Annotated in this window: 22 protein-coding genes and 1 tRNA gene; 8 read left to right on the top strand and 15 right to left on the bottom strand. The window is 41.3% G+C overall.

The window, feature by feature from the left end:
• Positions 1–13: 13 nt before the first annotated feature.
• Both rlmD and HCJ66_RS11250 read right to left on the bottom strand, forming a co-directional pair.
• Entirely contained in the window at positions 14–1,387 is a 1,374-nt protein-coding gene (gene rlmD / locus HCJ66_RS11255) for a 23S rRNA (uracil(1939)-C(5))-methyltransferase RlmD (protein WP_187133207.1), read from the bottom strand.
• A 24-nt stretch (positions 1,388–1,411) separates the two neighbouring features.
• Positions 1,412–2,269, bottom strand: a complete 858-nt coding sequence (locus HCJ66_RS11250; protein WP_187133206.1) for a YihY/virulence factor BrkB family protein — start codon at positions 2,267–2,269, stop codon at positions 1,412–1,414.
• A gap of 93 nt (positions 2,270–2,362) precedes the next feature.
• Here HCJ66_RS11250 and HCJ66_RS11245 point away from each other — a divergent pair, with 93 nt between their 5' ends.
• Positions 2,363–2,584: a DUF1128 domain-containing protein gene (locus HCJ66_RS11245; protein WP_187133205.1), complete on the top strand. Its 222-nt coding sequence runs from the start codon at positions 2,363–2,365 to the stop codon at positions 2,582–2,584.
• Here the strand turns inward: HCJ66_RS11245 and HCJ66_RS11240 are convergent.
• Together HCJ66_RS11240 and map are read right to left on the bottom strand one after the other, a co-directional pair.
• A complete protein-coding gene (locus tag HCJ66_RS11240; protein ID WP_187133204.1) occupies positions 2,571–3,368 on the bottom strand; it encodes an AAC(3) family N-acetyltransferase in 798 nt (265 codons plus the stop codon). The genes HCJ66_RS11245 and HCJ66_RS11240 overlap by 14 nt on opposite strands.
• A gap of 69 nt (positions 3,369–3,437) precedes the next feature.
• The gene (map, locus tag HCJ66_RS11235; protein WP_187133203.1) at positions 3,438–4,196 is read right to left on the bottom strand and encodes a type I methionyl aminopeptidase; all 759 of its coding nucleotides are present in this window, start codon (positions 4,194–4,196) and stop codon (positions 3,438–3,440) included.
• 271 nt (positions 4,197–4,467) lie between these two features.
• Here map and HCJ66_RS11230 point away from each other — a divergent pair, with 271 nt between their 5' ends.
• The 6 genes from HCJ66_RS11230 to mreBH all read left to right on the top strand — a co-directional run bounded on the left by HCJ66_RS11230 (position 4,468) and on the right by mreBH (position 10,639).
• Positions 4,468–4,917: a flavodoxin gene (locus HCJ66_RS11230; protein WP_187133202.1), complete on the top strand. Its 450-nt coding sequence runs from the start codon at positions 4,468–4,470 to the stop codon at positions 4,915–4,917.
• A 309-nt stretch (positions 4,918–5,226) separates the two neighbouring features.
• Positions 5,227–5,538 (top strand): hypothetical protein, encoded by a 312-nt coding sequence (locus HCJ66_RS11225; protein WP_187133201.1) that lies wholly within the window; start codon positions 5,227–5,229, stop codon positions 5,536–5,538.
• A gap of 137 nt (positions 5,539–5,675) precedes the next feature.
• A complete protein-coding gene (locus HCJ66_RS11220) occupies positions 5,676–6,908 on the top strand; it encodes an aminopeptidase (RefSeq protein ID WP_187133200.1) in 1,233 nt (410 codons plus the stop codon).
• 88 nt (positions 6,909–6,996) lie between these two features.
• The gene (locus tag HCJ66_RS11215; protein ID WP_187133199.1) at positions 6,997–8,256 is read left to right on the top strand and encodes an MDR family MFS transporter; all 1,260 of its coding nucleotides are present in this window, start codon (positions 6,997–6,999) and stop codon (positions 8,254–8,256) included.
• Between the two features lie 138 nt (positions 8,257–8,394).
• Positions 8,395–9,441: a rod shape-determining protein gene (gene mreB, locus HCJ66_RS11210; protein WP_187133198.1), complete on the top strand. Its 1,047-nt coding sequence runs from the start codon at positions 8,395–8,397 to the stop codon at positions 9,439–9,441.
• 190 nt (positions 9,442–9,631) lie between these two features.
• Positions 9,632–10,639 (top strand): rod-share determining protein MreBH, encoded by a 1,008-nt coding sequence (mreBH, locus tag HCJ66_RS11205; RefSeq protein WP_187133197.1) that lies wholly within the window; start codon positions 9,632–9,634, stop codon positions 10,637–10,639.
• Between the two features lie 58 nt (positions 10,640–10,697).
• Here mreBH and HCJ66_RS11200 read toward each other — a convergent pair whose 3' ends face one another.
• A complete protein-coding gene (locus HCJ66_RS11200) occupies positions 10,698–11,333 on the bottom strand; it encodes a CPBP family intramembrane glutamic endopeptidase (protein ID WP_187133196.1) in 636 nt (211 codons plus the stop codon).
• Positions 11,334–11,599: 266 nt separating this feature from the next.
• Complete coding sequence (locus HCJ66_RS11195) at positions 11,600–12,658, bottom strand: hypothetical protein (RefSeq protein ID WP_187133195.1); 1,059 nt, start codon at positions 12,656–12,658, stop codon at positions 11,600–11,602.
• A 90-nt stretch (positions 12,659–12,748) separates the two neighbouring features.
• On the opposite strand from HCJ66_RS11195, the gene HCJ66_RS11190 reads away from it, so the two are divergent.
• A tRNA-Arg gene (locus HCJ66_RS11190) sits at positions 12,749–12,822 on the top strand.
• A gap of 244 nt (positions 12,823–13,066) precedes the next feature.
• Here the strand turns inward: HCJ66_RS11190 and HCJ66_RS11185 are convergent.
• From HCJ66_RS11185 to HCJ66_RS11145, 9 genes are all read right to left on the bottom strand, one after another.
• Positions 13,067–15,757 carry a YhgE/Pip domain-containing protein gene (locus HCJ66_RS11185; RefSeq protein ID WP_187133194.1) on the bottom strand — a complete coding sequence of 897 codons (2,691 nt, stop codon included), beginning with the start codon at positions 15,755–15,757 and terminating at the stop codon, positions 13,067–13,069.
• 115 nt (positions 15,758–15,872) lie between these two features.
• A complete protein-coding gene (locus HCJ66_RS11180) occupies positions 15,873–16,958 on the bottom strand; it encodes a DUF871 domain-containing protein (protein ID WP_187133193.1) in 1,086 nt (361 codons plus the stop codon).
• A 71-nt stretch (positions 16,959–17,029) separates the two neighbouring features.
• Positions 17,030–17,335, bottom strand: coding sequence for a PTS sugar transporter subunit IIA (locus HCJ66_RS11175; protein WP_036067278.1), 306 nt, complete (start codon positions 17,333–17,335; stop codon positions 17,030–17,032).
• A 120-nt stretch (positions 17,336–17,455) separates the two neighbouring features.
• On the bottom strand, positions 17,456–18,736 hold the full coding sequence (locus HCJ66_RS11170) for a PTS sugar transporter subunit IIC (protein ID WP_187133192.1): 1,281 nt from the start codon (positions 18,734–18,736) through the stop codon (positions 17,456–17,458).
• A gap of 77 nt (positions 18,737–18,813) precedes the next feature.
• On the bottom strand, positions 18,814–19,122 hold the full coding sequence (locus HCJ66_RS11165; RefSeq protein ID WP_181677039.1) for a PTS sugar transporter subunit IIB: 309 nt from the start codon (positions 19,120–19,122) through the stop codon (positions 18,814–18,816).
• 166 nt (positions 19,123–19,288) lie between these two features.
• A complete protein-coding gene (locus HCJ66_RS11160) occupies positions 19,289–21,970 on the bottom strand; it encodes a sigma-54-dependent transcriptional regulator (RefSeq protein WP_187133191.1) in 2,682 nt (893 codons plus the stop codon).
• Positions 21,971–22,221: 251 nt separating this feature from the next.
• Positions 22,222–22,737 (bottom strand): hypothetical protein, encoded by a 516-nt coding sequence (locus HCJ66_RS11155; RefSeq protein ID WP_187133190.1) that lies wholly within the window; start codon positions 22,735–22,737, stop codon positions 22,222–22,224.
• Between the two features lie 136 nt (positions 22,738–22,873).
• Positions 22,874–23,311 (bottom strand): hypothetical protein, encoded by a 438-nt coding sequence (locus HCJ66_RS11150; protein WP_187133189.1) that lies wholly within the window; start codon positions 23,309–23,311, stop codon positions 22,874–22,876.
• 92 nt (positions 23,312–23,403) lie between these two features.
• The gene (locus HCJ66_RS11145) at positions 23,404–23,589 is read right to left on the bottom strand and encodes a LysM peptidoglycan-binding domain-containing protein (RefSeq protein ID WP_187133188.1); all 186 of its coding nucleotides are present in this window, start codon (positions 23,587–23,589) and stop codon (positions 23,404–23,406) included.
• Positions 23,590–23,648 lie beyond the last annotated feature (59 nt).

The following is a 23,648-nucleotide window of genomic DNA, read 5'->3' as shown; positions in this document are numbered from 1 at the left end:
AAGCCCTCCTCGCTTAATTTTTTAAAGTTAAAACGGTGATACTTTCCACATGCGCCGTATGAGGGAACATGTCTAGTGGTTGGATATATTTCACGTTGTATTTTTTAGATAAAATCTGAATATCGCGTGCAAGTGTTGATGGATTACACGATACGTAGACAATTTGTTTCGCATTCGTACGCAGAATCGATTGAAGTAGCTGATCTTCACAGCCTACGCGTGGCGGATCGACAACAATGGCATCTGGTTTAAATCCAGCCTTGATCCATTTCGGGAATACTTCTTCGGCTTTCCCTGTTTCGAAGCTAACGTTTGTTATTCCAGCACGCGCGGCATTTGCTTTTGCGTCCTCGATGGATTCTACAATGGTATCCATGCCGCGGACTTCTGCTGCTCGTTTTGCCAAAGAAAGTCCGATTGTTCCAACACCACAATAGGCATCGACAATTTTTTCGTTACCAGTCAAGCGGATGGCACGTGCTACTTCGCGGTAAAGCTTCTCGGTTTGCGACGGGTTCAATTGAAAAAAGGCGCGGGCAGAAAGATCGAATTCAATTTCGCCTAACTTCTCAGTAATTTTTTCTTTCCCTGCCAGGAAGAGCGTTTCTTCACCGAAAATTAGGGATGTTTTAGCCTGATTGACGTTTTGCATAATCGAAACAACTTCTGGGATGGCGGCTTGGATGCGCTCAATTAACTCGCGTTTGCGTGGTAACTTCTTGCTGTTTGTGACAAGAACCAGTTGAATCTGGCCAGTTTTAATCCCCGTGCGAACAACGATTGTCCGAACAATGCCGCTATTTCGTTGTTCTTCATAGATTGGAATCTCAAGTTCTTCGAGTAAATCGCGTACAAAATTGGTTACTTTTACAGTGTCTGGATGTTGCACAATACAGTTTTCAATTGGAACTAGCTCGTGGCTTTCGGCGCCAAATAAGCCGGCTTCGACCACATCATCGATTTCCCGTACTTGAAATTGGCTTTTATTACGGTAACCCCATGGATTTCCCATACCGATTGTGTCGCGAATCTTAATTTGTTCTAAGTGGAAACGTGTATGTTTTTCGATGGATTGTACGATAAGATCTTTTTTCATTTGTAATTGTTCTGGGTACGCTAAATGTTGCAATTGACAACCGCCACATGCATCGTAGACTGGGCATGGTGGTGTCACGCGGTGTGGTGATTTTTTACGAATTTTGCGGATTTTTGCTTCTGTGTAGCGTGGATTGACTTTCGTAGCCTCGACCACGACTTCTTCTCCTGTTAGGGCGCCGGTTACAAAAACGACCGATCGTTTGAAATAGCCGATTCCTTCGCCGTTAATACCAATCCGTTTAATCGTTAGCGGGAATTGTTGACCTTCTGTTACTGGATTTTCGCTCAAAATAATTCTCTCCTTATGGTCAGTTTAATTAATCTCCCCGACCAGCTTTTTCTGCTTCACTATGCTAAGTGTGGCATTAATTTCGCCACCAATCATCAAAATCGTTCCTGTTAGATAAAACCATAACATCAAAATAATAATGACACCAATACTCCCGTAAGTCGCAGAGTAGTTGGCAAAATTGTTTACGTAATAGGCAAAACCAATCGAGGCGGCAGCCCAACCAACTGTGGAAAAAACCGCGCCTGGCAAAATACTAAATAGACTGCTTCTCCGGTTCGGTGCAATCCAAAAAATAAAGGAAAACACGATGAAAATAACGGCCATTGTCACGACCCAGCGGAAATTATTCCAAATATCGAGCGTATCTTGGGACACATTCAGATGATTAAAAATAAACAACCCAATTTGCTGGCCAAAAACGACGAGGAGTAAGGTTACAACAACAACCGCCAACATCCCCATTGTAAAAACCATCGACAACAGGCGTTTCACAAAATAATTGCGACGATCCTTCACACCATACGCTTTATTCAAGGCTTTTGTCGTTGCGTTCATGCCGTTAGAAGCCGACCACAATGTCCCGATAATCCCGATAGAAAGCGCACCGCCCGAATTGTTATTCAGAAGTTGATCCAGATTATTATTAATAAAATCATAAATTTCTTCTGGAACAAACTGCTTTATCGTTGTAAATAACTGGTCTTGGTCAATGTTGAAATACGGAAGTAACGAGGCCACAATTAGTAAAATCGGAAAAATGGAAAATAGCATATAATACGCTAATTGTGAGGCGCTTCCGGATACATCATTTTTAGTAAATCTAGCTCCAACGGCCATGCCAAAACGAACTAGGCGGATATTTTGTATTTTTTTTAACATCGCTATCCCCTTTCTTCTTAAAATAGACGCTAATTGTGGCGTCACTCCAAACTATATGCTACAATTTTTGAAAGTTGAAAAGGAGTGTCTCACATGAACTTAGAAAATCCCTCGCAAGAAAATGTTTCGTATATGTTAAATGAAATTACGGTAAAACTCAAAATGGTTAATGCTTCTGTCTTTGAAAACCTGACCTTAGAAGCCATCCATTATGATTCCTTACTTGATATTTATACGCTGATTCATCGCAAAAATAATATCAGTATGCGTGAAATGCAACTTTTTGCAGAGGAACTAAGCACTATTCGGAAATAATTTCGCTAACGTAGTCCACTAAGTCACGCATATCAAAGATTTTAGAAGGTGCACCAGCAATCGTCGTCGGCTGGTGTGCCTTTTTTTGTTCGTACTCTCGCCCAATTGCAATAAATTCCTCGCTATTAGACGTTATTTCGTCATAACTTTGCCAAATTTTCTTACCACCAACCATAATCGGTGACTTTTCTTGCTGAATTCGGAAGGCTTTGGCACGATGTTCCGCCAGGTGTAGCGACGTATTTTTATTGTGGTCGACGCCAAACAAGACAATTTTCGCGTGTAGCTCATAGAGGCGTGCTAGTGGTGATTGCTCGCCAAAGCCAAAGTTTAGCGCATGTTTCTCCGTAATAAAAGCCGAATCGCTTCCCCATGCACAAAAAGAATATTTCGGATGGGAACTTCGCTTCACGTCTGCCATTTTACGGAAGATTTCTGGAATCACACCCATGAAAAAAGTAGGCGTTTCATCAGGATTATAAGCAGGCATTTCCTCATAAATTGTCGGCAACCACTCTTTTGGCACCGCCGGATTCCGCCATTTAGCTGGGTCTGACACATTCGTACTTTGCGTTGCCATTACTAGATTCCCAGATTCTGTTACCGCCTGTTGAAAAGCTTTAATAATCGTAACCCCGCCTCCGCATACCCAGCCAGCTTGACCGAGTGCAGAGTGCAGAATCACCGTATCTCCTTTTGCAATACCCTGATTATGTAATTCCTTGCAAATCGATGTAACTGTATGTGGCGCCCTCGTTTTACGAATCGCTTTCTTCTCTCCCATACCCATTCTCCCTTTGCTATTGAAAAAATTTAGGTGTGTCGCGTTCTTGGCAACACACCTACGTATTATTTAGTCATTTTCACCTTGATATGTCAAAATTTCTGGACCATCTTTTGTAATAGCAATCGTATGTTCATATTGTGCAGAAAGTGAACCATCCGCCGTTCGCGCCGTCCACCCGTTGTCATCCATCTTCGCTTTCCAGCCACCCGTGTTAACCATTGGCTCAATCGTGATAACCATTCCTTCTTTCAAACGCGGACCTTTGCCTGCTGCGCCGAAATGTGGTACTTCTGGTTTTTCGTGTAATGTTGGACCAACCCCGTGACCAATAAATTCGCGAACAACCGCTAGTTTCTCGGCTTCTACGTAGGTTTGAATCGCATGCCCAATATCCCCAATGCGACTTCCTACTTGTGCTTGTTCGATACCAAGATACATCGATTTGCGAGTCACTTCCATCAAACGCTCGGCTTCTGGTGAGACTTTGCCAACGCCATATGTCCAAGCTGAATCAGCAAGCGCGCCATGGAAATTAACAACCATGTCCACTGTGATAATATCGCCTTCATTTAGAATTTTCTTACGAGGGAAACCGTGACAAATTTCGTCATTGATACTCGCACATGTTGCAAATTCATAACCTTCAAAGCCTTTTTGTTCTGGCGTTGCACCTTGTTTGCGCAAAAATTCCTCCGTAAAAACTTCGATATCCCAGCTCGTAATTCCCGGCTTGATTAATTTCTTGATCTCTTTATGTGTCGCAACAAGGATTTCCCCTGCATGTTTCATTTCGTCGATTTCGCGTCTTGATTTTAATGTAATCATTTTTTCCATCCCTTCTCTTTCCAGCTCTCGAATCCTTTGATTTTGTCCTAGCCAGAAATTCTCACTTCTACCATTATAGCTTTATTCGCCTCATTTTGAAAGTACGAATATGACGTTTTTGCTAAATTTAACGGAATTTCTTGCAGTTTTCCTGAAATTCTTTATAATGGAAGTATTAGTGATTGATGAAACAAGCATATTCCGCGTTCGCATGTGTGCTTTTTTTAGCGTATTAACTTAGAACTCATAGAAAGAAATGGTGATGTAAATAATGGCAAAAGTTATGATCGTATATGCCAGCATGACTGGTAATACAGAAGAAATTGCAGATATCCTTGGCGAAGAGTTAGAGAAATATGATATTGAGGTTGAGATTGAGGAATGTATCTCTGTCGAACCTGAGAAATTATTGGAATATGATGGCGCGCTCATCGGCGGTTACACATATGATGACGGCGAACTTCCAGACGAATTTGTAGATTTTTATGAAGATATGTCTGATGTAGACTTTTCTGGTAAAATCTGCGCTTCTTTTGGATCTGGCGACACATTCTACGACGAGTTCTGCTTAACAGTTGACCTTGTTGAGAAACGTTTGAAAGAACAAGGCGCGACAGTCCCTGTAGAAGGCTTAAAAGTGGATTTAGATCCCGATGAAGATGATGTAGTTCGTGCGGAAGCCTATGCGAAAACATTTGCGGATGCCCTACTTGGGAAGTAATTTCCGACATCGAATAAATGAAATCTCCCAAAATGTCTAGCTATCGCGTTGATAGTTAGGCATTTTTTTGATGGCTAAAATAATTTTAAAATCCGTTTTTTGATTCGCCTATATTAGACTGTATTCGATTCTCTAGCAAGCGTTACAAGCGTTTTTCAGCTCTTTTTAAAAACAGATTCCCGCCCGATTTCTACCTTTGAAAATACAGCAATGTGTCGCATAAACCTATTTCTCCCTATCTTCGTGGAGTAGACGCTCTGATAAGGATATGTTACTGTTAATTGACCTACAATTTTAAGGAGTGTTACGATGACTTTCAATGAATTTTCTGTATATATGTCCGAGAACTTAACGACCAAAGATAGCTTTTACCAAAAAGCACTCGAATTCCAAAACGAGAAAAATAAGAAACGTCCGCCTGCAAAGCGTTGGAAAGACACGAAACTAGATCGTGCAGTGAATGCAATGTGGCAAGATATTATGAAAACAATGTACGACAAAATCAAGCCGTCGATTAAACGCGATGCCCCTGATTTACACCAAGCTTGGCTAGACTATTTTGTGAAGTACAATATTTTAGAGTCGATGGATGAAGCCCTGTCAGAGATTGAATTTGATTAGCCTAAAGCCGCCTCTATGACTCCAAACCTCAGCGTGCCGACAAACGCTTAGTTTCTAGTCAAAAATGGTTTGGATAGTTGCTTTACGCGATTTTTTAAGATACAATGCTTTTATTGAATAGAAGAGGGGTGCTACATATGTCAACATTTAATGAGAAATTAGAAAAGTATGCAGAATTAATCGTCAAGGTTGGAGTGAACGTTCAACCTGATCAGAAAGTAGTCATTAACAGTTCCGTTGAGAGCGCACCGCTAAGCAGATTGATTACGAAAAAAGCCTTTGAAGTTGGGGCTAGCGACGTTATTATCAACTGGGTAGACGAAGAAATCACGTTACTTCGCTACCAAAATTCACCGATTGAGATTTTCGAGAAAGCTGCACTTCACCGAGCTGCTGAACGCATTGAATTGGCTCACGAAAATGCCGTTTTCATCTCAATTGTTTCGGAAAATCCGGATTTACTTAAAGGTGTGGACGGCAAAAAAATCGCAGCAAACCAAAAAGCAACAGGTCAAGCGCTTGAGGAATTCCGCCAAATGATTCAGTCTAACACGATAAGCTGGACGGTTGTCGGCGCGGCTTCTGAAGGCTGGGCAGCAAAAGTATTCTCTGATCTACCACAAGCGGAGCAAGTTCCTGCACTTTGGGAAACGATCTTTGAAACAACCCGTATTAACACGGCTGATCCAGTTCAAACGTGGAAAAATCACGATGAGACGCTGAACAATAAAGCGACTTATTTGAACGATCAACAATATACAGCACTTCACTACACCGCACCAGGAACGGATTTAACAATCGGGCTTCCTAAAAATCACGTGTGGGTTGGCGCTGGAAGCTATAATAAACAAGGCAAAGAATTCATGGCGAATATGCCTACGGAAGAAGTTTTCTCATGTGCTGAAAAAAATAGCGTGAATGGCTACGTATCTAGTACAAAACCGCTAAGCTATGCTGGTAACATCATTGATAAGTTCAAAATCACATTCAAAGATGGCCGCATTGTGGATGTTGTAGCGGAACAAGGAGAAGATATCCTGAAAGATTTAGTAGCAACGGATGAAGGATCACATTATCTTGGCGAAGTAGCCCTGGTTCCCGATCCATCCCCTATTTCTCAATCAGGAATCTTATTCTATAATACGTTATTTGACGAAAATGCATCGAATCACTTAGCGATAGGAAGCGCCTATGCTTTTAATATCAAAGGTGGCGAAGATATGAGCCGCGAAGAACTAGAAAAAGCTGGTGTTAACTCAAGTATGACACATGTGGATTTCATGATTGGTTCTGATAAAATGAACATCGATGGCATCACAGCGAGTGGCGAGAAGGTTCCGGTTTTCCGTAACGGTGACTGGGCATTTTAATAAGAAAATGATTATTTACTAATTAATAACGAAGCCCATGGAAGAACCGTTTCATGGGCTTTTTTTGTAAAGAAGGTGTTTTAGTTTTATGAAATTTAAGACTTGGGATATCAATCTCAAAGTGCGACTATTCGGGGAGGCTCTGCTCGATATCTCCTTTTGGGCTGTGTTTCCCTTTTTAACTATTTATTTCTCAGATTCGATTGGTAGGCAAACGACGAGTCTATTGCTTATTCTATCGCAAGCTTTATCTGTTATTACGGCCCTACTTGGCGGTTACTTCGCTGATACATATGGGCGTAAACGAATGATGAGTATTTCGGTTATCGGTGAGGGCGCTGGTTTCCTTATTTTTGCGATTGCCGCGACAACGATGTTCCATTCGCCATATATTGCGTTTTTTGGATTCATGGTTGCGAGTATTTTCATGTCATTTTATCAACCTGCCAGTCAGGCGATGATTGCCGATGTTGTCAAACCTGAGCATCGGAGCCATGTGTACTCCATTTTTTACATGATGATAAATATCGCAGTCGTGATTGGTCCGATTATTGGGGCGCTTGTGTTTAACAATTATACCTCGCAAACCTTGCTTGCAATCGTTCTCGCCGACTTGTTGCTCCTGATTTTACTGACAAAATTCGGACATGAGACGGCGCCAATGGCATTGGATAAGGAGTTGCGTAAAGCTCAACGCGAGAAAAAGATAGGTACTGTTTTGATGGAACAATTGCGAAATTACAAGCTTATTTTTAAGGATAAAGTCTTTTTCTTATACATCATTGCTGGCGTCATTATTTCGCAATCCTTTATGCAACTGGACTTGTTGTTCCCGCTTTACATCACAGAGGTCATCGGTGATTCATCGATATTCTCGATACAGCTTACCGGAGAACAATTATTTGGCTTCATTGTCTCCATCAACGGCTTTTGCGTCGCTTTATTGACCGTCTTCTTTACACGAATGATGAGCCGTTATCGTGAAAAGCTAGTTTTCATGAATTCGTCTTTCTTATACGGAATCGCTATTCTGCTTTTTGGAATCGCGACGGGTCCATGGGGCGCCGTCTTGGCCATTATTTTATTCAGTTTTGCAGAATTAATGACAGTCGGAATTCAACAAAATTTCGTTGCCAAAATTGCCCCTGATGATAAGCGAGCAATGTACTTCTCTGCGGCTGGACTCCGCTATACATTCGGAAAAGTAATAGCGCCACTCGCGATTACTCTATCAACCCTTGTTGGCTATTTCGCAACATTTGCAACGATTGCTGTACTCGCGGTTATAAGCGGATTTATATACTTCTACATGTATAGTTTATATGAAAAACAAGACCGTGCAAAATAGCGCTACACAAAAAAAGTTATGCTTAACACGCATAGCTTTTTTGTGCATTTAGGTTTACGTTCCCCGTTTTAAGGCAATTATGTCATTAAGAAGTCTAATCTGTTTTTTTAAATTCAAAGGAAAGTAAGGTGTGTGCTTATGTTTAGTCATTCTTCCATTGGGATTGATCTCGGAACAGCGAATATCGTTGTTTACAATGAACTGCGGGGAGTCATATTTCGTGAACCTGCTGTTGTCGTTTTAGATGTTGAGACGAAAGAAGTCTATGCAATCGGGAATTTAGCAAAACAAATGTACGGAAAAACGCCTACCACTTTAACTGCTATTAAACCATTAAAAGACGGTGTTATTGCAGATTTTGATAATACAGTAAAGTTATTGCACGCGGTTCTTGATCGTGTTGCTCGCATCGCTAATATCTCCATTCGTAAAACAGCGGCGAGTGTCAATGTCCCCGCTGGTGCAACGCTTGTCGAGCGAAATATTATTCGTGATGCTGTGCTTGCAACCGGAATCAAAGTAGTCACCATTGTCGAAGCTCCCGTTGCTGCCGCCATTGGTGCTGGACTTCCAATCAACAAACCTGTATCCAATATGATTGTCAATATTGGCGCTGGCACAACAGAAGTATCGATTGTATCCTACCGAGGCGTGCTCGCAAACATGTCCATCCGCTCGGCTGGAAACTCGCTAGATGCCGAAATCATTCAATATTTCCGTGAAGAACACCATCTACTCATTGGTGATTTGACCGCCGAAAAAATTAAAATGAAACTCGGTTACGCGCCAAGCCCCCATCTTCTAAAGTCAATGGATGTTCGCGGTCGCAGCTTGCTAACCGGCCTCCCAGCAACGACAAACATTTCCTCTACTGACATCCAACCATTAATTACAGAATTTTTAGCAAAAATTATCAAAATGATTCATGTGATGGTGGAGCAATCTCCAGCTGAACTGAGCGGTGATATTATGGATCAAGGTATTATTTTAACTGGTGGTGGTTCCTTGCTGAATGGCTTTAAAGAATGGCTAACAAATCAAGTCGATTTCCCAGTCATCCTCGATCCAAATCCACTGGAATCGATTGCTATTGGAACCGGACGGATTCATCTTTACAGTCAACGTACAGTTTCAGGTGATTTGGAACTAACAACACCACGACTTAATTTGCCATTTTTCTCTTAAGTTAAATACTGGATTTGTATTAAGTTTTTTACATGAGGTTTACGTTTTTCAAGTGAAAGCCTATTCCCGCGCGATTCCTATATTACCTTTTTATATCATTATCTTTATAAGCCCCATCAATGGCAAAACTGCTTTATACTAGAGACTATGCCGATAAAAGCATGAAAAAGGAAATATGGAGGGTAAAAAAATGTTTGGAAATACAACGATTGGTATCGACCTTGGTACCGCGAACATCTTAGTTTATAGTAAATCTAAAGGAATAATTTTGAATGAGCCTTCTGTAGTTGCCATGGATGTTGACACCAAGTCCGTGCTTGCCATTGGCCAAGAAGCAAAAGAAATGATTGGAAAAACGCCTACTAATATTATCGCCGTTCGTCCTCTAAAAGATGGCGTTATTGCGGATTACGATGTCACATCTGGTCTTTTACGTGAGATTATGCGTCGGGTCACAGGAGTTGTCGGAAATTCGGTGAAAAGACCAAACGTCGTTGTTTGTGCACCAACTGGAGCAACTTCTGTGGAACGTCGTGCGATTATTGATGCGGTGAAATCGATGGGAGCGAAAGAAGTGACGCTTATCGAAGAACCTGTCGCAGCAGCAATCGGAGCTGATTTACCAGTCGATGAACCTATCGCGAATGTCATTGTCGATATCGGCGGAGGCACGAGTGAAATTGCCATCATCTCTTACGGAGGCATCGTGACGAGCACGTCTGTTAGAACTGGCGGCGACCATATGGACGACGAGATTATCCAACATATCCGCAAAAATTACAACCTCCTAGTCGGGGAAGCTACAGCCGAACGAATCAAAATGGAGCTTGGCTATGCGCCGATTCCACATACTGAAATAACGATGGATGTACGTGGCCGCGATCTTTTAACTGGCTTGCCGCTGACTTTAACCATTACGTCTACTGAGATTCAAAAGGCATTGGAAGAAACGTTAGGTCGGATTCTCGAAGCGATTCGTGTGACGCTCGAACAATGTCCAGCTGAGTTAAGTGGTGATATTGTCGATCGTGGCATCGTTTTAACTGGTGGTGGTTCGCAATTACACGGCTTCCAAGAATGGCTTGTCAATCAAATCGATGTTCCTGTACATATGGCACCAAGTCCTTTAGAGTCCGTAGCTATTGGAACTGGTATGTCACTTGAGTACATTGATAAAGTATCTAAAAAAATTAATTAAACCTTGAGAAACCATAAAAAAGAAGCCAATTTCGACTCCTTTTTTATGGTTTTTTTGGCTATTTTAGCAATATCGGTAAGAATGTAATGACATCAAAAGCAATGTGGACAATCCATGTGACCCAGACAGAGTTGGATTTTTTGAATAAGTAATTTAAGACGAGTCTGCTCGGAATAATTGTGACTAAGCATTGCAGCGCGTTATAGTCATAAGCTGGTAAATGCCATAATGCGAATAAAATCGAGCATAGCATCGTCGCTTGCCAGAATTTCCAATTTAACTTTTTCCATGCAGCATAGAGAATTCCAATCGAAAGCAGCTCTTCGCCAAGTAACATGAATGGCACGTTTTTAATGACATATTCCCATGTCAGGATGCTATTTATATCATTGGATGTCATCCCGCCAGCAATTATTGACCAAAGACTTCCTGCTAACGTTCCTACGATAACCAAAAATGGGATTCCGATTAAGACCCATTTGATGCTGAAATGTTTGAACCAATCTAGAAACTCCTCTTTCAGGATGATGTATAGCAAGATAAACATGAGGGTTACATTGAAAAGTGCACCGATAACTTCTAAATATGGTGTGTTGGTGAATACATATGGTAGGAATTGATAGGCTATCCCCACCAATATCGCGCTAATTATTACTAAATACCCCTGTTTTTGGCCTTCCAATGAATGTTTCATCTACTTGCTCCTTTTCGTTAAATTAAGATGTCACAAACTCATAGATGCCATACGCACTTGCGAACTACTTCCTTTTTTATTACCCTCTTTTCATGACCCAAACCTGAACTGTATAAAATATTACGTTGTTAAGTATATATCATTGTTCGCTAATTCGCATGTTAGTTATATTACATTATCATACTCTAAACTTACATTTTTGTAGCTCAGCAAAATAAGAAAAGATTGGCGTGAGGTATCGTATAGCCTCACGCCAATCTTTTCGCTTAATTTAGTTCCATCGTATAAAGTTCTTTTCCATCATCGTCTTGGATGGACACAGAAGAAATCGTATCAATTGTCATTTCAGTTTTCTTTGTCAGTTGAATCAAGGCGTTTCTATCATTGTATCCCCTGTGGAGAGGCTGCTGATATTCTTTCCCGTCCGTTGATTTTAAAACAACCGTCGCGCCCTTTTTAACAATCGTTTCTAACTCAGCAACAACCCCGATGTACTGGTTTTTGTCACCTTGTAGTTGCAGTAACGACACATCATTATCTAGTTGCGGGTTATCATTTTTAGAGGTTTCCTTCACAGCCAGTTTATTATCTGGATAGGTGAATTCAGCTAAATGATAGACCCCTTCTTTATCGCGTAAAATCGCTGTGTAGATGTGTTTTTTCTGTGTGGCGCTACTTACCACTTTCCATTCTTTATCCGTGATGTATTTATTAACTGCTGGGAAAAAGGAGTTCTTCTTCGCGCGCTCTGATGGTGCCTGAGCTTTTATTTTACTTGGATTTAGGTCGTTTTGGTACAAGTTTTTATTGGCATCATTACGTAACTCGATGCGTTTTAGTCCACTCGCTGTCGTCGGATCGAGTGAGGGAATCGCGACGATTGCGACTGTTTTCCCGCCCTCTACCGTACTTTTGTTGGTCAGTGAAACACCAATTGCTTCGTCTACTTCTTTATTACTGTCGAGCAAAACGAGTTCGGTTGCTTCTTTCGCAAGGGTAGTATCTTTGATTTCAACCATCGCGATTAAGCCGTCCAAACCATTCATAAGGTTTATTTTTACTTTGGAATCTTTTATTTTAAGTGCGGAGTCCAGTTGTATATTCGAAATATCTTTTCCATTCGTATCTTTGTAGTACTCGAGCACACCTGTTGTATCATTGTCATCCTTCACATACGCTAGCTGATAGTCTTTTAAATCTGTTTTCACATTTTGTATCACGGTCAGTGAATTGTCGCTCAGAACCTTGTCTATGCCTTCTTTGCCACATGCTGCTAATCCGACTAGAATTATTACTCCTATAAATACTGGTATTAATTTCTTCAACCTGTCCCTTCCTCTCTTTTGATTTTTGCAAACAGATTGCTCCCCGCCTCTGTTTTATGTTAAAATGATAAGGTTGGCAAATTTCATCGTGTCCTGATAGCTCAGTAGGATAGAGCGACAGCCTCCTAAGCTGTAGGTCGTGGGTTCGATTCCCTCTCAGGACATTTTTAGTTGAAATACGAAACTATTCTCATTTCACATATACTAGATGTAAAATATTTTACCACAGAAACAGAAATGTAACTTTATTTCACCATTTCATTATAGCGTTTTTTATGTCATAAATAAAGCGTTAATCATCTTTTTTTACCGCAATGTTACAAAATAATTTCTTTCATGTTACTTCAAACGGTTTTTACGACGAAAAAGGATCTGGTTTTATTACCAGATCCTTTTCATATTTCCTTATTAGTGAATTAATTTACTTTTCTTAGCTTTCGCTGAGAGCCTAGGGATGATTTTGTCTAATGGTTTTTTCAGTAGAATTCCGAGTAAGAGGAATAGAACTCCAAATATCGAGAGCATCATGATATCGTGTGTTGCGTTTGGCCAATATATGCCACCCACGCTTTCTCGAATTAGCCCCACCGCGTAAGTGAATGGTAGGAATGGATAGATGGCTTGGAAAAATGGCGGCGACACTTGAATCGGGAAGTTCCCACCTGCTCCTGATATTTGTAAGACGAGTAGGATGATTGCGAGACCTTTTCCGACGTTGTTGAACAGCGAGACAAGTGTATAAACGATAATCATGAAAACAACACTGATAAACATGCTGAATAAGACGTGGTAGACTGGGCTTGCAACGGATACGCCAAGTAAGAAGATATTTCCTAGCGTGACAATTAGAGCTTGCGCGAGACCTATCGATAGGAATGTCAGCAATCTGCCAAAATAGACATGATGGTGATTGAAAATGCCTCGTGGTACTTCGACATCTACGCGTAATAATGAGATAAGAAGTAAGGCTCCAACCCACAAACACAGCGCTGTATAGAATGGAGAGCTGGCTGATCCGTAATTGGGAATTGGATAGTCTTTCGTCTCCTTTAGCTGGATTGGATGCGCGATAAAGCCACTGTCTTTTTTGACATCATTTCTGAGGAAGGCGATGATTTGCTGCATATCGTAATTTTGGTCGAATTCGTTGATACGTGACGCTGCTTTGTTGATAGCTTGCTCGAATTGTGGTAGCTCCGTTCTAGATAAATCGGCTGCAACTTTGACGGCTTTTTCAAATTCTGGGAACTTTTGCTCGATCAGTTTTGCCGCGTTATTTATTTCAGATTCTAGTGTCGGTAAATCGTTTCGAACGAAGTCGCCTGCCTTGTGGATTTTAGCTTTTACGTCTGGGTAGTCTGACTTATAAAAGGCCGCTGCTTTGTTGATACCGCTGATTACTGTGTCGAGTTTCGTATCGATGAATGCCGTTGCATCGCTTAAGGTTTGTTGCAATTCTGGCAATCGTTGTTGGAATTCTTTTAGGTATGTTTGGCTTGTTACAAGTGTTTGATTGGCGTTTTGGAGAATGGATGCAATGTCTGGTAACTTGGATTTAGCTCCATCGAGTAACGCGCTACTTTTTGCTAAGTCCGCACTGATTTCTTTTAGTGCAGCGTTGATGGTTGGCACAATCTTGGAATCGTATTCGCTGATAATCGTTGCTAAGTCATCGCTCACCTTCTTGGACTCGGCGTTTAGTTGGTCAAGTAAGGCTTGGCTGGGTTCTTCGCCTGATTCGATGATTTTTTCGATTTCTGCCAGTGTTTGTTGCTGCGTCACTAAGTCCTGTTGCATTGCTTTTAGGTCGCTGATAAAGCCTGTTAGCGGTTTGTTTGGCAATGTTTCGTTTAATGATGTCAACAGCTCGATTTGTTTCGTGAGCATCGCATTGGCGCTCGTTAGCTGAGTATCGATTTGATCGATGACTGTGATGACTTTGGCTGGGTCGATACTTCCATTTTTGAGTGCTTCCGTTAGTTCGTAGATGTTATTCGTGACTTGTTGTAACAAAATCAGGTTTTGTTTGATCGCTGGGGCCACTGTTTGAAAGGACTGATCGACTTGCTTTGTAAAATCGGTCACCTTATCCGCGTACTTTGAGCCATCATCAGCAATCTTTTTGACAGTTGGCAGGGCTTTTTCTGCCTCTGAAATGATGCCTAGCGCTTTCGTAGATTCAGATAGCGCATCATTGACCGTTTTTTGAATCGTTCCAAAATTAGCGTTGACCGCTTTTACGTCCGTCGCGATTTGCTTGATTTCTGGGATTTTCTGCTGCAATACGAGGATGTCTTTGCCCAGTTTGTCGAGCTGTGGTAACTGTGATTCGATGCGTAGCAAGTCTTGTGCTGCCGCGTCGATTTGTGGCATACTCTTATTTAGCTCGGTCACCTGGTTCGCTTTTGCCTTTAAATCTGGTAACTTTCCTTCTAAAATAACAGCCTGCTTGCCCATCTCGATAATCTGTGGCATACTCTGTTTCACTTGGAAAACTTTATCCTTGATATGGCGCAACGTTGGTAGTTCATTTTCCAGATCAATCCCAGCTTGGTTAAGCTCTGAGAGAACAGAACTGCTGACTTTATCGACGAATTCCGAGCTGATTTGGTCAACAATTGTCGACGCGCCTTTATCGGTTATTTTCGGGGCAATCGCGTTTATTTTCTCGTTCACCGTATAATTGATTGTTGGCTTCGTTGGATCCCCGCCCACCACCGAAACGATATCTTTCGAAAAATCGGCCGGAATGAAAATAGCTGCGTAGTAATCTCCTTTTTTCACACCTTCTTTAGCCTTATCTGCTGTTGTGAAAGTCCAGCCTAGCGAATCATTCTTCTCCAGTTGCTCTTTGAGTTGTGTGCCGACATTGATTTTTTGCGGGCTTTTTCCCGGTACGGTAATTTCTGCGCCCTCGTCCTCGATAACAACGGCGACTTTGATTCCTGATGTGTTGGAATATGGATCCCAAAGCGCTTCGATATTAAACCATGCGTACAGAGATGGCAAAATGACAAGCGCAAGTACAAGCATCAAAGCAATTGGAGCCTTAAAAAGTCGGCGCCAATCGAGTATAAAAATACCCCAGATTTTCTTCATTCTTCACACTCCTCATATATTTGCTCACGTCCGATTATACATGGGGAGTTTGAAGACTGCAATAAAAAATACAAGCCATAGCACTTTTTACGGTACTTGGCTTGTATTTTCTATCTTATTTATGTTCTTTTAAACGGAAATGTTGCCAAGATTGGATTGTTTTTAGCAAATAGCGTTCTTCTGGAATCACTCGACCGACGATATTCGTGTTGCCGGAGTTCTCCATTTCGCGAAGGGCCACTTGCATTTCGCCTTTATAGCGTTCATAGCCGTTGTTATCAATGGTTACGTCACCAAGTTCGATTGTATCCGTGTCGTGTGCTGGGAAATCGTGTTGTTTGAAGTTCACACGTGTCATCGTTGAACGCAATACATATTCGGAAGCATCGCCTCGGTTAAAATGTTTTTGCGTGGTCACGATTTCTTTTTCGACATCTGTTGCGCCGTCAAGGAATGTAACCGCAAGTTCTAGCTCGTTACGGTTTAATTCGCCGAGTGCTTTTAGTTCTTCTTCTGACGCGTACATGTTCCCAATAATCACATCATCGATCAAGCCTGTGTTCCATAGATCTTTCGCTTGAACCGTAATCGACATACCGCGGTGTTCCTCCAATGTTGGAAGTCCGCCATCTACAACAAACCATGGTCCAAATTTCCCTGCGTTGGAAGATACGAAAGCTGCTGTGCGCAAGTTATTTTTTTTGAATTGGGCGCTTGTGCGAAGGAAATGCTCGCGAGAAAGCGCTGTATAACGACGCGGATAGAAGTTATGACAGCCGATAATATTCGCCGTATTTGCTTGATAGGACAAGATATTATCCACATATTTCGTTCCATTAGAGATATTTAGTTCGATTTGCAAATCATTATCATCAAAAGACATCGCCGCTTCTTCCGCACCAGAAAAACCTAAATCTAAACGCAGACCGGATAATCCTAATTCTTTAAAACGTCCTAAGTCCTGATATGTCAGGTTTAGTGAGGCAAAAACACCAGGATCCACATCGGCAATAACTTCATAGCCTAGCTTATTCGCTGTTTGGCAAATCGTCTCTAATTTCGCAAACTCTTCTTCGTCATTCGCTGAAATTAAACATGTGAAAATACGGCTAAAACCATATTTTGCGGCAGTCTCGATGTAATTTAACGAGTCCTCTAATGGCGCATGTTGCGGGAATACTGAAATACCTAATTTTCTCATAATAAGTAAACTTCCTCTCTACATATATTTAAAATGGGGATGAGGAAAAATCCTCACCCCCATTTTTATAATTATTTAACGCGATATAATTCTACAATTTCGATTGCTAAATCTTTGAAAGTAATAGCGTTCATCAAGTGATCTTGCGCGTGAACTAGAAGTAAAGAGACCTCTGTTTTCTCGCCGCGAGCTTCACCTTGAATTAGTTTTGTTTGGGAATGATGTGCTTCAAGTAATGATTGTTCTGCTTTTTGGATTTGTTCATCCGCTAAAGCAAAGTCACCTTTTTTAGCTGCATCGATTGCTAGCATGGCATCGCTTTTTGCGTTACCACCAAACATGATTAGATTCATAATTGTCAATTCTAATTCTTCCATTAAGTTCCACATCCTTGCGTGTATTTGTTGAGTCTCTTAGTAAGCGCTCTTTGCTTGCTTAGAGACTCCATATGCATGTGAACAAAGTGAACATGTAATTCATCTTGTTCCATTTTTCAATCAGAAGTTATCTTTTGTTTCTTCGCCGGCTGCTGCTGCTTTTTCACGACGAATTTCTTGAATTTCTGCTACTTTAATGAACGGTGCGTAGATGACTACGGCGACAGCGATATTGACTGCAGCTAGAACTCCACCTGTCCAACTTTGTGTTGCGAGTACCCCACCAATGATTGGCGGTGTAGTCCAAGGTGTTACGATTGTTGCTGCTGGTACCAGTCCCCATGATGTCGCGAAGTAAGCGATTGTTACAAGCACTAGTGGAGCCAAGATGTAAGGTACGAATAGGATTGGATTTAACACAATCGGTAGACCAAACATTAATGGTTCGTTGATGTTGAATAGTCCAGGAGCTGAGGCCAGTCCTGATACAGTAACGTATTGCTTATTGCGACGACCAAATAGGAATACCGAAATAATGATTGCAATCGTTGCACCAGTACCACCTAAGTTGACGAAAGAGTCAAAGAAAGGTTTGTTAACGATGTAAGGAGCTTCTAAACCATGGTTGATTGCGATAACATTTTTAGCGATCGCATCCACGTTGATTGTTTGCATGAATGGCTCGATAATGTTCGCACCGTGAAGTCCGAAGAACCATAGGAATGAAGAAATAAATGCAAGTAATAGCGCTGCTGGCAATGTATTCGCAAGACCCATGAACGGTTCTTGGATTAGTTTGTAGAATTCACCAACAATGTCTTTTACACCCAGTCCAAAAAGGATCGTTGTAAACATTGCGAAAATACTTACTGTAATCATCGCTGGGAAAAGTGCTGCGAATGATCTAGATACCGCTGGTGGAACACCGTCTGGCATCTTGATAATAAGTTTTTGATTTCCACTTAAGCGTGTGAATAATTCTGTTGAAAGCAAAGCTACGATAAGAGCTAAAAATAGTCCTGATGAGCTAAGTCCAGTTAAACCACCAATGGCAAAGAAAGAAGAAACAGATACAACACCACTTGATAAAGCATCTTTATCATATGATTTCGCTAGGTTATAAGCTACAGTAAAAGCAGTTAAAAGTGCTAGAATCGCGAAAGTACCGTTCCAAATATTTCCCCCAAAAGATTTCCAAAGCGCTTCCCCAAATAAGTTATTCATGAAGTCTTGGTAAGCTTGGATTGGTAAGTTGTTGATTAATGTCCCTAATGACCCCAAGATCATTAATGGCATTGTTGAAATGAAACCATCACGGATAGCAACTAGATGACGCTGCCCACCGACTTTGGCTGCATAAGGAATAAAGTATTTTTCCATAAATGCGATAAAACCATTCATTTGTATTTCCCCCAATAATTTTATTTTTGGACGAGACGTTTGCCCCCTCCTATATTTAAGCAGTCACAATGTACCGCTTATTCCCCAAGTAAAGTTAGTGCTTGATCTAAAACTTTTTCACCGTTCATCATCCCGTAATCGATGCTGTTAATGACTGCAACGGGCTTTCCAAGTGGTTCTAGTTTTTTCTTAAATTTGCTTTCTAGGAATCTAACTTGTGGTCCTAATAACAAGACGTCGATTTTCTCAATATTATCTGGCGCCTCGGCTTCTGATACTGCAAAAATTTTGGCTTCGAGATTTTTGTCCTCTGCCGCCTTCTCCATCTTTGTGACTAGCAAACTGGTTGACATACCCGCGGAACAAACTAACATGATTGTTTTCACTTCGATTCATCCTCCCTAAAACGCTATTTCTTAACCCTCACTCTTATAAATGCAAGTTCCGTGCCAACTTTTAAAATTCGAGAAAAACGCTATAAAAAGCCGTTTTCGCGCTTACACATGAACAAAAAACAAGTGTGTAAATTATGTACACACTTGTCTCGTTGGGCTAATTTTCATTTATACTAATCTTGTTGGCCGTCATCATTTGGGTTAAATAAGCGATTTCTGACTGTGGCACAATGATGTTGTACTCCAAATTGACGTTTTCCATCATTTGTTGCGTGATTTGCATTTCAATCATATGCTGCTTCGTGAAATCATCAATATTCGGAAATTCGCGATCAATACCGCCGAGTTTCATTCGTTCAACAAGGAAGGCGAGATGCAAAATGATGCCGATGTCTACGCCTGGTTCCAACACTAGGTTCATCTGGACTTGTAATTCCGAAATGATTTTGCGCAGGAAGTAGACGAGTTGTTCTGGTGATTCGACTTCTTTCAAATTCCCTTCTAGTGAGGAAATCAGCTGATCATATGGTACTTCGTCGTTGATAATTCGCTTCACGATGTCCAGGCCACCTTCGGAAAACACCTCTAATGCGCTGAAAAACGGAATTTCGCGGTATTGGAATTCAACGGAACCCATGATTGCTAAAATATTGTATTCTTCCATTAACTGATCAATGCGTTCCCGGAATGCTTCTTTATGCAAAAATTGTAAGACAATGATTTCTACTTTTGATTCATCAATGACTGGAGCCACGCGAGATCGCAATTGTTCTGCAACGCCTTCTCCCGTGAAACAAGTGAAGATAACCGCGTTCTTCGTTGGCTTGGTTCGTAAAATTTGTGCCTTGTGTTTATTTTCAAAAAGTTGCTGACAGCTTTGATAGATATCTTCCAAACCGCGTCCCAGTGAGGCTTTACGGATAGCTTCTAGCACAACAGGCGTGCTTGCCATACTGACTGTTTTCGTGCGGATGCCAAGTTCTTCGGTCAACATATTACCAAACGACGTCAGTGAACCCATATCTGATAAAATAAGCACACCTTTTGTCGGATTTAGTTGCTGAACTTTGGCTTTGACTTTCTCATACATCGCTTTAACTTCGACCGATAGCGGCATGTCCATCGCTGTACCAGACTCAATATTGAGGAGTTCTTGAACCGTCTCTACCATACTTGTTGCAGTCGAGCGCCCGTGCATCATGACAATAACTTCGACAAGCGCCTCCTGTGTAAAAATCGATTCCACGACTTCCTCGGTTAAAAACATCGTCAAAAACCCGATTTCATCAAAAGGGATTTCGATGTTAAGCGATTGTTCCAATAACCCTGAAATATCAATCGCTGCTTGGAATTCTTTCGAGTATTTTTTGCGGACATTATTCAAATCTGGATGAACGATATGTTTTTGTTCACGAATCCGCTCGATGGTACTTTGCAAATGAAGCGCAAACGCAAAACGCATTTTCTCATTGTATTTACGTTCTAAGCGCTGTTCTGCTAAGGCGTAAACTTGATCAGTGAGTTGCCAGATTTCTGGGCTAATGATCTCCTTCGCCGATTGTTGCGTTGGAAGTTGCCCCATATATTCATGAAAATACTGGTCAACATCCATGTAGAGCGCTTCCTCAAGCTCCGACTGGTCCTTGCCTTCTTTCATTAACTGGTCGGCCTTCGTCTGAATCGCTTGGTACACGTCATCCACATCTTCAATCGCGATATCATTCGCTTCACTCGTATCATAAAATTTAAAAATCGTCTTGTTCACATCAATCAACCGGTTCATCTTCTCCGGCTCGTCTTTCAAATGAAGCAAACCTTTTTGGACATAAATCGGCAAATCGTCCTGCTCAATTAAAATATAGTTCGTTGCTTTTGTTTTATAATGTAAAAATGCCTTCGCACATGCCAGCTTCAAATCACGTTGCAGCTGTCCAACGTTGGCACTCGCGTGATAGAGCAAAAATGCCATCAAGGCTTGGCGGTGAACACGAATTGTCTGGTGTAAACGGGTTGCTTCTTGTGACAAGAAAAATTCAATTAGCTGATAGCGTTCTTCCAATTGCCGTTCTGCAAGTGGCGGTAACGTGATCGTCATCGGAATCCGTCTCGTGAACGTTTCTAATAAGAAATTATCCGGTGATTCCGTCGTCGCGCCGATAATCTGCACTTCCGCGGTGTGCACAGCTTGGCTTTCACCAAGTGGCCGATACTCGCCTTTATCGATGAACGTGAATAACATTTCCTGACCTTCTGGTGGCAACCGATGAATCTCATCTAAAAACAAAATACCGCCATCCGCTTTTGCAAGTAGGCCCTCGCGTGTCTGCTCCGCCCCAGTGTACGCCCCTTTAATCACACCAAAAATATGACCAAAAAGCAACTGCGGATTTTGCGCATAGTCCGCACAGTTGAACGAGACAAATGGCGCGTTTTTGCTAACCATCTCGGCCTCGCGAGCGAATTTGTACATGCACTCGGCAAATAAGGACTTCCCTGTACCTGTTTTCCCAAGAATTAATGTATGTAAACCATTCGGCGGATAAAGAATCGCCGCTTTCGCTTGTTGAATACTAACCTTCAAACTTTGCGAAGATCCAATCAGTCTGTCAAAAGCCGTCTGCGTACTGCCAATCCCTTGTTTCGCCTCCTCTTTTGTGAACGCTCGGTAAAGCACCGGCTTTCCAGGAAGTTTCTCGATTTGCTCGTCTTTAAACAGTTCGTTCAAGTAACGGCTTGCATTCGCGCGGTCCATTTGCAATTTCTCAGCAACATCATTCGCCGTCAATTTACCGTTTACACTATTCAGCAGCTTAAATACTTCGTCTCTTCTACTAAGCATGTCCCCGACTCCTTACTAAAAGCTCTATTCTTCTATTATACCATCTAGTTGCCTACGCGGTCACTATAAAAGGGCAATTGTTGGTACAGTAGCGTTTTAAGTCTTTTGTTATTTTTAACATAGGACTACATTAGAAAACTATTAGGGGCGGACTAGGGGCAAAGATGGATTATATATAAAAACACCGATCATATGCTGATTGGTGTTTTCTCTTAGTATTATCCCTGCTTACATAGGCTAAGGTCATATTTTTAATACGAACTTTTGCCCCATGGACCGCCAGACATTAGATATTTGTTTTTTATCGTATACTTACTAACTTTGAGATTCCCCTTGACTCCCCAAGCAGCTCCAAAAAGAGTAATAGTAACCCAATTTCCAGCTTTGACGCTTTTCGGTTTTGCAAACATAGCGTATCCGTGAGCGTTTGTTCCCCCGAAGCCCGCGCCTCGAACAGGTTTTGAATCTAACTTTTTACCACTCATATACAATGCTACTGTGCCGACAAAATCAAAAGCAACACTAGTCGTAATTTTGACCCACCATTCTCCGCCTGTTTTGCGCCATTCAAGCCTTGATGTTCCACCATTTCCTGTAGCCGTAGTTCTTAAAAGCGGATTCGTATTTTCTAATTGCATCACAGCCTCATCAATTTCCATAGCATCTATTTGCTCAGGATCGATAGCCCCATCCTCAATTAATTGATCGTAAAATTCCATTTCTTTTTGGGATTCTGCTAACGCTTTTTGGTAATCTTCATCAGACATAAGCTCGATACCAAGCTCCTCATATTCTTTCTGTTGCTCTGGTGTTAAGCCGTTTTCTTGTTGTTAGTCCTGTATCAACTCATTTTCATCCCTCCTATGTAGTAATATAATCGTAACACAAGCGTAATGTTTTTGTCTATATTTTCTTTGCAATTATCCTTATTAAGTCCTTATAGCTTAATTTACAACCTTTTGGGGCATCTGAAAACAACACATAGATAAACTTCTCTTTACATTCTAAAACAATCTCCTCATTTAGGCTACTCTCTACCTCATGTATCATGCCGTAATCTCCAGATTTCTCCCACCAACTGTCAAAGTCTCTAATTACTTCCGTTCTCTCCCTACCTAAAAGCCTCATTGCTATAGTTGTTAGATTCGCTCCTTGAATTGCTATGTATTGTTTAAAACCCGCATCAAAATGAAGTGAACTAGCCAAAATTTCATCCCATAAAGCAACAACATTCTCCTCAAATACCGCTCTATCTATTTCGCTCTTTGAATCCTTCAAAAGCTCATTTATATACACGATAAAATTTAATCCTGTATTAGCTACAACTAATGTTTTTTTCATATTTACCCCCACTACTATATAGTAAAAACTATTATACCAAAATTGTGCAAAATAAAAAAGCCCTCGAAATTAATCAAGAGCTTCAGAATTTATTATTTAACTCGGATTTTCTGCCCAGATACAATTTTATTGGCAAGCTTGAGGTTACTCCAAGCTTGCAACTGTGTAACGGTTGTTCCGTAACGCTTCGCAATCGTACTTAAATTATCCCTGGGGCCAATTGTATAATACTGTGCCACTGGGCCCGCCACGGCTTTATTTTTACTTAGATGCAACATAAACCTCTTTCGCACCTGATTTGAGCTTAGACCAGCCGTTTGCGCTAGAAATCACTTAC

This window comes from Paenilisteria portnoyi (genome assembly GCF_014322795.1).
GTDB lineage: Bacteria > Bacillota > Bacilli > Lactobacillales > Listeriaceae > Listeria_A > Listeria_A portnoyi.
Note: the sequence above shows the minus strand (reverse complement) of the source record. Positions and strands in the feature narration are given on the sequence as shown.